Consider the following 13,640-nt stretch of genomic DNA (forward strand, 5'->3'; position numbering starts at 1 on the left):
GTTACCGTCAGAGATGCTCGGCGTCGCAGCATGCCATCGCTTCGATAGCGGAGAGCAACGCAATCATCTACTTTCTGTCCAATCATGTGTGATCGAGTTGCCGTAGATGCCGACGTGTCGAACGCTGAAGTTGAGCAAGCGGGCAACTGTGGCAAACGATCTGGTCTGCAATAGCACGCGTGCTTGTATGGTTTGGGCATGGTTGAGTGCCAGCAGACGTTCCAGTAAGTGACCTTGCCGTCTGGCGATGGCCACGTCTGCTCTTGGGCGTTCGAATATCGAGGTGCGCTCGAACTCGGCTAGCGCTGCGATCAAATTAAAGGCAAATCGGTCCATCCATGATCTCGTATCGATATGACCGACGTGTGTAGATCACAGGTTCAGATGTCGCGTTTTGGCGTGTAGTTTGATTGCCAGCCCCCAGGGAGAGGTGGCCTCGCTCGCTCGGACAGTATTCTGAGATTTTTAAGTGAAACGTCCGGGGATCATGTTGCCGGTTTGATCGCAGGCAGCGACGCGAAATATGCCTCATCTGCCTTGCGATTAGCCACGTTTGAATGGGGCCGTTTCCGGTTATACAACTCAATGTAGTCGCTGATGGAGCGTCGGGCACGGCTGACCGACTCGTATGCTTTTACGTAGGCTTCCTCATATTTGATGTTGCGTCAGACCCGTTCCACGAATACGTTGGCACGCCAGGCACTCGTGCCGTCCGTCGACAGCCGCACGCGACGACCGGTTGAATCCGCCCTGGCTTCCGTGATCGGTGTCCCGACGCAGCGGGCGCGCCCGCATCCGTGCCTCGGCAGATAGAAACTCCATGTGTAGTTCGTCGATGCGGCGCATCAGCAGTTGGTCGGCGTGGCTGACCGGTTGAGTCAGGTAATACGTGCTCGATCTCGCGATGCCGAGCAGTTTCGTCTGTCGTGAAACCGGCAGCGCATGCGCACGGTCGATCATCGCTTTACGCTTAGCAGTCCGGCCTTGCCGAGCGCTCCAGACAAAAAATCATCCTCCAGCGTCAACTGGCCGATCTTCGCATGCAGCGTTTTTACGTCCACCGCGGCGCCGTTGACGGCGACCCAGCCGTACCGAACACATCGGCCGCGCGCTCCTGCAATTGCCGCTTCCATTCCGTGAACTGATTCGGATGGACGTCGTATTACTGCGCCAATTCGGCACGCGTCCGCTCGCCCTTGACTGGGGCCAGCGCCACCTTCGCTTGGAACGCCGCTGAGTGCGTCCGTCGGATTCTCGTCGTCATTTCCCGGTTCCTTTGCCTGCATCACCGCTGGCTCAGACCCGGGATTCCCACTTATCCAGCCGTCCGATTTTGCGAAGCCACTTCTGACGTCGACTCTAGGACTCGAAGCAGCATGTCGGGTACCCGCGAAGATCGAATTTATATATCCACACTGTCGATATTTGAAATGGATATTAAAAATCGATTTGTATCGAAATGGTTATCCGGCTAGACATAGGCCGCGGCCTAAATTTTCTATAAAAAATAAGACGCGGGGGAGTGTATTTCGCGCCAGCTCCTATATTTCTCGGAATTGGCCGGGCGGATAATTCGATGGGTTTTGGAACTGGGTAGTTGCGACGCTTCATAAGCGCAAGGCGGTTGACGCGGTTGTGAGTTTTCGTGAGCGTTGCATCCACAGTTAAAGCTATGCGGAGCGTGGATTTTGGCGGTTTGGCGTTCGATTGTAGTGACTCTCCACGCCGATGAATGGTCGCTAATTTGTGTTGAGATAGAGAGTGTTTTATGAATAAATCGTATAAGGTGGTTTGGAACGCATCCAACGGCACATGGGCAGCGGTTTCTGAAACTGCGAAATCTCATTCCCGCGGGGCATCGTCGAAAGATGTTTTGCGAAAAACTCCTGTTATGTTGGCAACCGCTATAGGGGTTGGGATGGCCGGGGGGGCAGGCCATGCTTATGCGTCCAACGTTGAGGGTGGCCAGTATTGCCAATCGGAGAATGGTAAGTCAACGGAATGTGACAGTGGCGACGATATTTATGGAAAAAAAGTAGCGTCGTCGTTGGCTAATGGCATTGACGTTGCTAACTCGAAGGTTACCTCTGTCGCAGCAGGGGGGGCAGGTGCCGATGCAGTGAACGTCAAACAGATGAATGCGGCGCTCGCGGCGCAACTCGACGATGAGAGTGTCGTGATTGGTAAGGGCGCGCGTGCTGACAAGTACAACGGTTATGCGGTTCGCAGTGTTGCGATCGGACTGAATGCGGTTGCCGGGAGATTCTCCCAAGTCGTAATTGGCGATGGGGCGAGTGCTTCGGAAGACTACGCTGTTGCAATCGGCTTGCATGCAAATGGGGCAGACCAATACGGGGTGGCGGTTGGGCCTTACGCGAGCGCACACGAGTCTGCTGTGGCTATCGGGTCGTCAGCGGAGGCTCAGGACGATGGTGTAGCTATCGGCGCTGGAGCAAAGGCAGTGAGTGGTTCGGTGGCTATCGGCGGCGAGGCGAAGGCTGACCGTGTCAATACCGTTTCGGTCGGGGGCGGAAAATGGGGGCCGCTTCAGCGCCAGATAGTGAACGTGGCAGCCGGTACGCAAGACACCGACGTTGTGAACGTCGGGCAACTAAATGGCGTAGCAACGGCTCTGGGCGGCGGTGCAGGCATCGCTGCAGATGGCAGCGTAAAGGCACCGGCGTACACGCTGGACGGCGGTAAGACCAGTGCGACAAACGTCGGCGAAGCGTTGTCGAATCTGGACGGCCGCATGACGACGAACGCGACGAACGTCGAGAAACTGCAAGGCAACTTTGCTGATACTGGCCTGCTGGACGCGAAAACCGGCAAAGTGACTGCGGCTGTGACGTCGGACCAGTTGAATGCTGCGGTAGCGAAGGCCAGTAGTGACCGGCTCGATGCCGGTCGGGTCACGATCGGGCAGGATGCGTACGCGACCGGTAACAATATCGCGGTAGGCATGGGCGCGAAGGCGGATACCGGGGGAGCGGGAACGGGCGTGATTGCTATTGGCGAGGGGGCAGCAGCCGGTCGGCCCGGGTATTCGGGTGCTATTGCGATTGGCTACGGTGCACGCGCGGTCGATGGCACGCAAGGCGGCTATCTGCGTCCAGTAGCAATCGGAGCGGGCGCGCAGGCGCAAGGGGTTTCTGTTGCCATTGGACCCGACGCTCAGTCCAGTCCAGGTAATGGGGTCGCGTTAGGGCATCAAGCCAGCGTAGGCGCGGATGCCACGTGGGCCGTGGCGCTTGGAACCGGCTCGTCAGCCGATCGAGCCGATACGGTCTCGGTGGGGAACGCCGCATCCCAGCGTCAGATCGTGAACGTTGCAGCGGGTACGCAGGACACCGATGTCGTGAACGTGACGCAGTTGAAGGGCGTCACGACTGCGCTGGGCGGTGGTGCGGGCATCGGCGCCGACGGCAGTGTGACGGCACCGAAGTATCACATCGGTGACAAAACCTACGGTACCGTCGGCGACGCGCTCGCAGCTGCGGCAGCGAGTGGCGGCGGCGGTACAGATTCAAATGCGGTGTTGTACGACGATGCAGCCAAGACCGCGGTCACGCTGTCCGGCGAGAAGGGCACGACGCTGAAGAACGTTGCGGCCGGCGCGGTGAACGCGATGAGCATGGAAGCGATGAACGGCTCGCAGCTGCACGGTGCGTCGCAGAGCGTGGCGAGCACGCTGGGCGGCGGTTCGACCGTTGACGCCGAAGGCAAGCTGACGGCGCCGACGTACACGCTGGATGGCGGCAAAACCGCTGCGCACAATGTTGGCGACGCGGTGTCGAATCTCGACGGCCGCGTAACGACGAACGCGACGAACGTCGAGAAACTGCAAGACAACCTTGCTGAATCCGGTCTGTTTGATAAGGACAAGAGCCAGTCGATCGCGGCGGTGACGTACGACCGAAAGGAGGACGGCACGGCCGATCACGGCTCGGTGACGCTGGGCGGTGCGGGCGCGGCAGCGCCGGTAGCGTTGAAGAACGTTGCGATGGGCATCGGTGACACTGACGCCGTGAACGTGGGCCAGGTGAAAGGCATTGCCACGGCGCTGGGCGGCGGTGCGGGCATCGGTGCCGATGGCAGCGTGACGGCCCCGAAGTACCACGTCGGCGACAAGACCTACGGTAACGTCGGCGACGCGATTACGGCCGCGGCGGAAACCGGTGGCGGTACGGATCCGAACGCGGTTGCATACGACGATGCGACGAAGAGCACGATCACGCTGGCTGGCGAGCAAGGCACGACGCTGAAGAACGTTGCGGCCGGCGCGGTGAGTTCGGATAGCACCGACGCGGTGAACGGTTCGCAACTGTACGGTGCGTCGCAGAGCGTGGCGAGCGCGCTGGGCGGTGGTTCGACCGTTGACGCGGAAGGCAAGCTGACGGCGCCGACGTACACGCTGGACGGTGGCAAGACCACGGCGAATAACGTAGGCGAAGCGGTGTCGAACCTGGACGGCCGCGTGACGACGAACGCGACGAACGTGGAGAAACTGCAAGACAACCTTGTTGAATCCGGTCTGTTCGACAAGGACAAGAACCAGTCGATCGCGGCGGTGACGTACGACCGCAAGGAAGACGGCACGGCGGACCGCGGCTCGGTGACGCTGGGCGGTGCGGGTGCGGCAGCGCCGGTGACGTTGAAGAACGTTGCGACGGGCATTGGTGACACCGATGCAGTGAACGTGGGCCAGGTGAAAGGCATTACCACGGCACTGGGCGGCGGTGCGGGCATCGGTGCCGATGGCAGCGTGACGGCACCGAAGTACCACGTCGGTGACAAGACCTACGGTAACGTTGGTGACGCGATCACGGCCGCGGCGGAAACCGGCGGCGGTGGCGGTACGAATCCGAACGCGGTCTCATACGACGACAAGACCAAAGAGGCGATCACGCTGTCCGGCGAAAAAGGCACGACGCTGAAGAACGTCGCAGCCGGCGTTGCTGAGACCGACGCCGTGAACGTCGGCCAATTGTCGGATGCAACGAAGTCGATTCGCGATTCGCTCTCGGACGGCAGCCTGTCGATGCGCTACATCAAGGTCAAGGCAACAGGGCAAGCCGCAAACGCGATGGGAACCAACACCGTCGCGATCGGTGCGGGCGCCAACGCGACCGGAAATGGCTCGCTGGCCTTGGGTACCGGTTCACGCGCGAATGGGCTCAACTCGGTCGCGATCGGTTTCAATTCGGTCGCGACGGATGCGAACCAAGTATCGGTTGGCGACATCGGGAGCGAACGTCGCATTTCCAACGTGGCGGACGGCACGGAAGATACCGACGCAGTCAACGTGAATCAACTGACTGAAGCGATCGAAAAGATGTCCGCCCGGACCGACAAGCTGTCGTCGGAACTCAAGTCGGGACATAGCTCGTTGATGGCTAACGTCCTCGCTGCCAAGACAGACTCGTCATCGGTGGATCCGTCGAAGTTCTTGCAGGTTGCCGGTGCGGGTGCGGACGGGAGTCAGGAGAATACCGCGAACATCGTCGGAGGCGATCCGGGTAGCGACACGGCCGCCGCGATCGGTGTGGGCACGATTGCCTCGGGCGCAAATACGGTCGCAATCGGTGTGCGCAGCTACGCGAACTCTGACGGAGCAGTGGCCATCGGTAATATGGCTCAAACGGGTGCCAGCCAACCGAACTCGGTAGCGATCGGGTCGAATGTGACGACCAACGGAGCAAGTGCACTTGCTGTTGGTTCGCAGGCGAAGGCAAACGGTGACAACGCGATCGCGCTGGGTAATAACAACGTGATGGCAGTCGGCGAGGATTCTATCGCGATCGGTAACAAGGCCGTCTCCGCGGCAGGTACGACCAACGGTATTGCGCTGGGCGCGGGTGCGAACGTTGCGCGGAGCGTGGCAGATTCGATGGCGCTGGGCGCAAAAACCAGCGTTGAAAAAGGCGCCAATGGTGCCGTGGCACTGGGTACAGGTTCCAAAGCAACTCGAGCCAATACAGTGTCGGTGGGTAACACCGGTACGGAGCGCCAGATCGTAAACGTTGCGGCAGGTACGCAAGGCACCGACGCGGTGAACGTGGCGCAGCTGAGCGGCGTCACGACGGCGCTGGGTGGCGGCGCCGGCATTGGCGTCGATGGCAGCGTGACGGCACCGAAGTATCACGTCGGCGACAAGACCTACGGTAACGTTGGTGACGCGATTACGGCCGCCGCGGAAAGTGGCGGCGGGGGTGGTACGAATCCGAACGCGGTCGCATACGACGATGCGACGAAGAGCACGCTCACGCTGGCTGGCGAGCAAGGCACGACGCTGAAGAACGTTGCAGCGGGCGCCGTGAACGCGACGAGCATGGAAGCGATGAACGGTGCGCAGTTGTACGGCGCGTCGCAGAGCGTGGCAAGCGCGTTGGGCGGCGGTTCGACGGTGGATGCAGCAGGCAAGCTGACGGCGCCGACGTACACGCTGGACGGGGGCAAAAACACCGCGCACAACGCTGGCGACGCATTCTCGAACCTGGACGGCCGCGTGACGACGGTTGCGACGAACGTGGAGAAACTGCAAGGCGATATTGCCGATTCGGGTCTGGTGGACAAGGACACGGGCAAGGTAATCGCGGCGGTGACGTACGACCGTAACGACGGCACGGTGCATGGCAGCTCGGTGACGCTGGGCGGCACGGGCGCGGCAGCGCCGGTAGCGTTGAAGAACGTTGCAGATGGCGCGGTGACCCAGGCGAGCACGGATGCGCTGAACGGCTCGCAGCTGTACGGCGCGTCGCAGAGTGTGGCGAGTGCGCTGGGCGGTGATTCGACTGTGGACGCAGGCGGTACGATGACGGCGCCGACGTACACGTTGGACGGTGGCAAGACCATAGCGAAAAACGTTGGCGACGCGGTGTCGAACCTGGACGGCCGTGTAACGACGAACGCGACGAACGTCGAGAAACTGCAAGGCGATATTGCCGATTCGGGTCTGGTGGACATGGACACGGGCAAGGTGACTGCGGCGGTGACGTACGATCGCAAGGCAGACGGCACGGCGGATCGCGGCTCGGTGACGCTGGGCGGTGCAGGCGCAGCAGCGCCGGTGGCATTGAAGAACGTTGCCATGGGCATTGGTGACACCGATGCGGCGAACGTGGGTCAGGTGAAAGGCATTACCACGGCGCTGGGCGGCGGTGCGGGCATCGGCGCCGACGGTAGCGTGACGGCCCCGAAGTACCACGTCGGCGACAAGACCTACGGCAACGTCGGTGACGCGATCACGGCCGCGGCGGAAAGCGGCGGCGGTGGCGGTACGAATCCGAACACGGTCGCATACGACGATGCGACGAAGAGCACGCTCACGCTGTACGGCGAGAAAGGCACGACGTTGAAGAACGTTGCAGCCGGCGCCGTGAATGCGACGAGCATGGAAGCGATGAACGGTTCGCAGCTGTACGGTACGTCGCAAAGTGTGGCGAATGCGCTGGGCGGTGGTTCGACGGTGGACGCGGCCGGCAAGGTGACGGCGCCGACGTTCCACGTCGGCAACAAGACCTACGGTAACGTCAGTGACGCGATTACGGCCGCGGCAGCCAGCGGTAGCGGTGGTGGCGGTAAAGGCCTGAGCTTTGTCACGATCGACGGAATGGGCTCGGACGGTAGTCGGTTCAACACCGCGAGCATCACGACGGGCGATCCGGAGACCACGACAGCCGCCGCGATCGGTGTCGATGCTCATGCGGCGGGGGCGAACGCGATTGCGCTCGGTCTGAATACCGGGGCGTTGTCGAACGAAGCGGTTGCGATCGGCAATATGGCGCAAACAGGTTCGGACCAACCGTTCTCGGTTGCGATCGGTTCATGGGCGACGACCAATGGCGCGTATGCGCTGGCGATCGGCTCGCACGTGAAGGCGAACGGCGAGAACGCGGTCGCGGTCGGCAGCAACGGTATCAAGGCAATCGGAGCAAGCTCGATTGCGATCGGCAATGCAGCAGAAGCCTCAGTAGGAGCGACCAATGGCATTGCGCTGGGTACGGGTGCGAGCGTTGAGCCGAACGTAACGGACGCGATGGCGTTGGGTGCCAATTCCATCGTGGACGACAAAGCGAACGGAGCCGTGGCGCTGGGTGCAGGCTCCAAGGCGACGCGCGCCAATACCATTTCGGTGGGTAGCGCCGGAAGCGAGCGCCAGATCGTGAACGTTGCGGCAGGTACGCAAGGCACCGACGCCGTGAACGTGGCACAGCTGAGCGGGGTAACGACTGTGCTGGGCGGCGGTGCGGGCATCGGTGCTGACGGTAGCGTGACGGCCCCGAAGTATCACGTGGGCGACAAGACCTACGGCAACGTCGGTGACGCGATTACGGCTGCGGCGGAGATGGGTAGCAGTACGGATCCGAATGCGGTTGCATACGACGATGAAGCCAAGAGTGCGGTCACGCTGGCTGGCGAGAAGGGCACGACGCTGAAGAACGTTGCAGCGGGCGCCGTGAATGCGACGAGCATGGAAGCGGTGAATGGTTCGCAGCTGTACGGCACGTCGCAAAGTGTGGCAAGCGCGCTGGGCGGCAGTTCGACGGTGGACGCAGCGGGTAAGCTGACGGCACCGGCATACACGCTGGACGGCGGCAAGACGACTGCGCACAACGTTGGCGACGCGGTGTCGGATCTGGATGGCCGTGTGACGACGAACGCAACGAACGTCGAGAAGTTACAAGACGATATTACCGAATCCGGTCTGGTGGACAAAGACACGGGTAAGGTGATTGCGGCGGTGACGTACGACCGTAAGGCAGACGGCACGGCGGATCGCGGTTCGGTGACGTTGGGCGGTGCAGGTGCAGCAACGCCGGTGGCGTTGAAGAACGTTGCAGCCGGCGCGGTGAACGCGACGAGCACGGAAGCGGTGAACGGCTCGCAGCTGTACGGCACGTCGCAAAGCGTGGCAAGCGCGCTGGGCGGAGGTTCGACGGTGGACGCAGCCGGCAAGGTGACGGCACCGAAGTACCACGTCGGCGACAAGACCTACGGTAACGTCGGTGATGCGATTACGGCCGCGGGGGAAACCGGCGGCGGGACGGATCCGAACGCTGTTGCATACGACGATGAAGCCAAGAGTGCGGTCACGCTGGCTGGCGAGAAGGGCACGACGCTGAAGAACGTTGCAGCGGGCGCCGTGAATGCGACGAGCATGGAAGCGGTGAATGGTTCGCAGCTGTACGGCACGTCGCAAAGTGTGGCAAGCGCGCTGGGCGGCAGTTCGACGGTGGACGCAGCGGGTAAGCTGACGGCACCGGCATACACGCTGGACGGCGGCAAGACGACTGCGCACAACGTTGGCGACGCGGTGTCGGATCTGGATGGCCGTGTGACGACGAACGCAACGAACGTCGAGAAGTTACAAGACGATGTTACCGAATCCGGTCTGGTGGACAAAGACACGGGTAAGGTGATTGCGGCGGTGACGTACGACCGTAAGGCAGACGGCACGGCGGATCGCGGTTCGGTGACGCTGGGTGGTGCGGGCGCAACAGCGCCGGTGGCGCTGAAGAACGTTGCAGCAGGCGTGGATGATACTGACGCGGTAAACGTCGGCCAGTTGAACACCGGTTTGTCCGATATGAAGCGCGAGCTGGCTGAAGGCAATATCGACCTGAAGTACATCAAGGTCCGGGCCGACGGCGCGCCCGCGACCGCCACTGGCGCTCAGTCTGTCGCGATCGGTTCAAAGGCCCTGGCAGGTGGTCCGAATTCGTTGGCGCTGGGTGCCGGCGCGCGTGCGCTGGGGAATGGCTCGGTAGCGCTGGGTTCCAATTCCATCGCTACCGAGCCGATGACGGTGTCCGTTGGTGATGACGGGACAGAACGCAAGATCATCCACGTGAAAGCAGGGGATGTCACGGCCAAGAGTACGGATGCAATCAACGGGTCGCAGTTGTTTGACGCGCTCGGCCAATTGAAATCGCGCGTCGCAGCTGAGCAGTCTCACCTGCTGTCTCGAGTCAATGCGCTTGCTGATTCCGGCGAGCAGAACTCCTTGGTTGTAGTCGAAGGTCTGGGAGGGACAAACACGGCGAGCCTCAGCGGAGGTGATCCGGAGACCACGACAGCCGCCGCGATTGGCGTGGAGGCTCATGCGGCGGGGGCGAATGCGATCGCGCTCGGTCTGAATACCGGGGCGCTGTCGAACGAAGCGGTTGCGATCGGTAATATGGCGCAAACAGGTTCGGACCAACCGTTCTCGGTGGCCATCGGCTCATGGGTGACGACCAATGGCGCGCATGCGCTGGCGATCGGCTCGCACGCGAAAGCGAACGGCGAGTACGCGGTTGCGGTCGGCAGTAACGGTATCAAGGCGATCGGAGCAAGCTCGATTGCGATCGGCAATGCAGCAGAAGCTTCTGTAGGAGCGACCAATGGCATTGCGCTGGGTACGGGTGCGAGCGTTGAGCCGAACGTAACGGACGCGATGGCGTTGGGTGCCAATTCCATCGTGGACGACAAAGCGAACGGAGCCGTGGCGCTGGGCGCAGGCTCCAAGGCGACGCGCGCCAATACCATTTCGGTGGGTAGCGCCGGAAGCGAGCGCCAGATCGTGAACGTTGCGGCGGGTACGCAAGGCACCGACGCGGTGAACGTGGCACAGCTGAGCGGTGTAGCGACGGCGCTGGGCGGCGGTGCGGGCATCGGTGCTGACGGCAGTGTGACGGCACCGAAGTATCACGTGGGCGACAAGACCTACGGCAACGTCGGTGACGCGATTGCGGCCGCGGCGGAGAGTGGCGGTGGCGGCGGTACGGATGCGAACGCGGTGGCGTACGACGATGCGACCAAGAGCACGATCACGCTGTCTGGCGAGAAGGGCTCAACGCTGAAGAACGTTGCAGCCGGCGCGGTGAATGCGACGAGCATGGAAGCGGTGAACGGCTCGCAACTGTACAGTGCGTCGCAGAGTCTGGCCGCTGCACTCGGCGGTGGCTCGGAGGCAGGCACCGACGGCACAGTCTCAGCACCCAGCTATTCGCTAGCGGGTGGCACGACGACGGTGAACAGTGTCGGTGCGGCGATCGGAAATCTCGACGGGCGAGTGACGGCCAACACAGGCGACATCTCGACCTTGAAGGATACGATCGCGAACAGCGGTCTGATCGATCCGACAACCGGGCACGCGGTCGCAGCGGTGCGCTACGATCGCAACGAAGACGGTTCGCCGAATCGTGCGTCGGTCACGCTAGGAGATGCCGATACAGCTGTCGGCCTGCACAACGTAGCGACCGGAGCGGTAAGCGCGACGAGCACCGATGCGGTGAACGGCTCGCAACTGCATGGCATGGCTACAAGCGTTGCTAACGCGATTGGAGGCGACACGACGGTCGACGAAAACGGGCAGGTTGCAGTTAACTCGATCGAAGTGGGCGGTCACAAGTACGCGACGATCTCGCAGGCCGTGCAGGCTGCTGCTGCATATGGCGCCACGGATTCTCTGGCGGTGCGCTACGACGTCGATTCACACGGCGACCCGAACTACGGCTCGGTGACGCTGGGCGGGCCTGCGGCGGCGCCGGTGATGCTGACCAACGTTGCAGATGGCAAGAGCCAGTACGACGCAGTGAACTACGGCCAGCTGTCGTCGCTGCAAAGCGACTTCGAAAACCGCCTGGGCTCGATGGATGATCGCGTCAGCAAGATCGAAACCACTGGCGGTGGTTCGGGCGGTGATGCTCGCCGTACGGTCAGCGATGACCTGATCAGCGGTTCGGGTGACGCGGGCCAGACAGTGACGGCGGCCAAATCGGGCAACGGCAGCAACAACGTTGCGATCGGCTCGGGCTCGACGATCAGTGACGACATTGGCAACGCCACGGCAGTCGGCGCGAACTCGACGGTTCGCGCCGCGGGCGGCACGGCGATCGGCGCGGGTGCTGATGCACACGCGGCCAATAGCACCGCGATCGGGCAGGACTCGTCGGCTCGCGGCGAGAACAGCACGGCGATCGGTCAGGGTTCGAAAGCCCGCGGCGACAACAGCGTTGCGATTGGTGCGGGCTCCGTCGCGAACGAGGACAACACGGTCTCGTTCGGTGACGGCTCCGACCAGGGCAAGCGCCGGATCGTCAATATCGCGGACGGCGTGAATGCGTCGGATGCGGCGACCAAGGGGCAGCTCGACCGGGCAGTTGGCGGGCTGCAAGGCCAGATCAACGGCGTATCGCGCAACGCCTATTCGGGCATCGCGGCGGCAACGGCGTTGACGATGATCCCGGGGGTCGACCCTGGCAAGACGCTGTCGTTCGGTATCGGCAGTGCGAGCTACAAGGGCTATCAGGCGGTTGCGTTTGGCGGCGAAGCCCGCATTAACAAGAACCTGAAAATGAAGGCCGGTGTGGGCTTGTCGAGCGGTGGCAACACTGTCGGCTTGGGCGCATCGTATCAGTGGTAACTGCCTGACTGACGGCGCGGGGAAACCCGCTCCAGCATTTCCGGACCCGCCTCGCGCGGGTCTTTTTTATGTACGCGCTGCATGTGAGGTCGGACGGAATTCGTAGAGGCCAACGGGCTAAGTAGCGCTCTGATTCAGACGGAAGCGCTGCATGAACGGGTTTCCATTGCCGATCCTCTCTGGGACGGACTCTAAACCGTCACCGTGCTAAGCGCGGGAGGGGATCAAACGGTTATTTTTTCTCCGACATCAGGAAATAAGGGGATATTGCGTAACTGAAATATTGATTTTTGTTATAAGCCATGCTCCCGCGCGAATGGCAACGCAACCCTTGTTTTTGCAACTGGAATAATCTAATTAAGGAAATTCGTGGTGAAGTGTTGTAGGTTGTCACGGGAGGCTTGATCGGTTTTCGAGGTTTGAAGAAAATTCATACCTTCAAAATATAATTAAAACCATGATGGTTCCGTCGATGATTTTTCTTACGATTGTTGGTATGGCTTTTGTCACTCTTGGTGTGAACGGGGTAAGGCATTCGCGAAAATATAGACGGCAATCAGATAGTGGTTCGGGAGCCGAGGGTCAAAGTCTTGCGAAGGGGGGGGCGCTAGCGCAGGGGCGCGCACAGTACGAGGGCGAGTTGCTTGCGGAGCGTGGGCGAGCGACCGGAACGGCAGCGCCCGATGTCGGAAGCCATCCAGACTGCGCGGATAAGCTCACCGCGAGGTGCGGTCCATTAGTAAAAGGCGAGCCGAAGTCTTTGCTTGCGAGCGCAGCTCCTTCTGGACATTTGGCACTTACCGCTGCAGAGAAGTCGGAGTTTTATGATCGATTGTGCACTGCATTGCCGGAGGCGAACATTTTCCAGAAGGTTGCTTTGAAAGATATGGTTAATTATGAGGGTAACGATAAATTTATTTTAGGATTATATGATAAAAAGATTTTCGATTTTGTGGTTCGCGGGGGTGATGGTGTTTTGTTGTATGTGATTGAGTTGGATGACAGATCGTATGCGTGGCAATATATCCGACGAGATGATTTGTTGAGCGATGACGTTGCGCAGACCTTTGGCTTGCGTGTGATGCGGTATTGGAGCATCAAGACTGATTTGACCGTGCTGAGGCGAGATTTTGAGTCGTGCTCGGTTCGCTCATCCGGACGGCGGAATTAACCTGTTATTTCGTGGCAGCCGGGGGCGTGGTTGATCGTCACAGTGCGATCGACATCAATT

The 13,640-nt window shown here is 61.0% G+C and carries 3 protein-coding genes and 2 pseudogenes; 3 read left to right on the forward strand and 2 right to left on the reverse strand.

Annotated elements, in window-relative coordinates:
* Nucleotides 1-63 precede the first annotated feature (63 nt).
* Nucleotides 64-336, reverse strand: a complete 273-nt coding sequence (locus LGN17_RS13595; RefSeq protein ID WP_226197266.1) for a hypothetical protein — start codon at nucleotides 334-336, stop codon at nucleotides 64-66.
* A 149-nt stretch (nucleotides 337-485) separates the two neighbouring features.
* Nucleotides 486-1,264, reverse strand: a pseudogene (locus LGN17_RS13600) (integrase core domain-containing protein).
* Between the two features lie 504 nt (nucleotides 1,265-1,768).
* Here LGN17_RS13600 and LGN17_RS36860 point away from each other — a divergent pair.
* The 3 genes and pseudogenes from LGN17_RS36860 to LGN17_RS13615 all read left to right on the forward strand — a co-directional run.
* A pseudogene (locus LGN17_RS36860) lies at nucleotides 1,769-1,888 on the forward strand (ESPR domain-containing protein); the annotation flags it as partial.
* A 30-nt stretch (nucleotides 1,889-1,918) separates the two neighbouring features.
* Nucleotides 1,919-12,409, forward strand: coding sequence for a YadA-like family protein (locus LGN17_RS13610; protein ID WP_226197506.1), 10,491 nt, complete (start codon nucleotides 1,919-1,921; stop codon nucleotides 12,407-12,409).
* A 496-nt stretch (nucleotides 12,410-12,905) separates the two neighbouring features.
* Complete coding sequence (locus LGN17_RS13615) at nucleotides 12,906-13,580, forward strand: DUF2726 domain-containing protein (protein WP_226197267.1); 675 nt, start codon at nucleotides 12,906-12,908, stop codon at nucleotides 13,578-13,580.
* Nucleotides 13,581-13,640 lie beyond the last annotated feature (60 nt).

Origin of the sequence: Burkholderia sp. AU30280, from assembly GCF_020420125.1 — a bacterium.
Classification (GTDB): Bacteria; Pseudomonadota; Gammaproteobacteria; order Burkholderiales; family Burkholderiaceae; genus Burkholderia.

What these genes read in the sequence shown, in the direction of transcription:
- LGN17_RS13615 (WP_226197267.1), top strand. Translation starts at nt 12,906, where the DNA reads ATGGCTTTTGTCACTCTTGGTGTGAACGGGGTAAGGCATTCGCGAAAA.
- LGN17_RS13595 (WP_226197266.1), bottom strand. Translation starts at nt 336, where the DNA reads ATGGACCGATTTGCCTTTAATTTGATCGCAGCGCTAGCCGAGTTCGAG.
- LGN17_RS13610 (WP_226197506.1), top strand. Translation starts at nt 1,919, where the DNA reads ATGGCCGGGGGGGCAGGCCATGCTTATGCGTCCAACGTTGAGGGTGGC.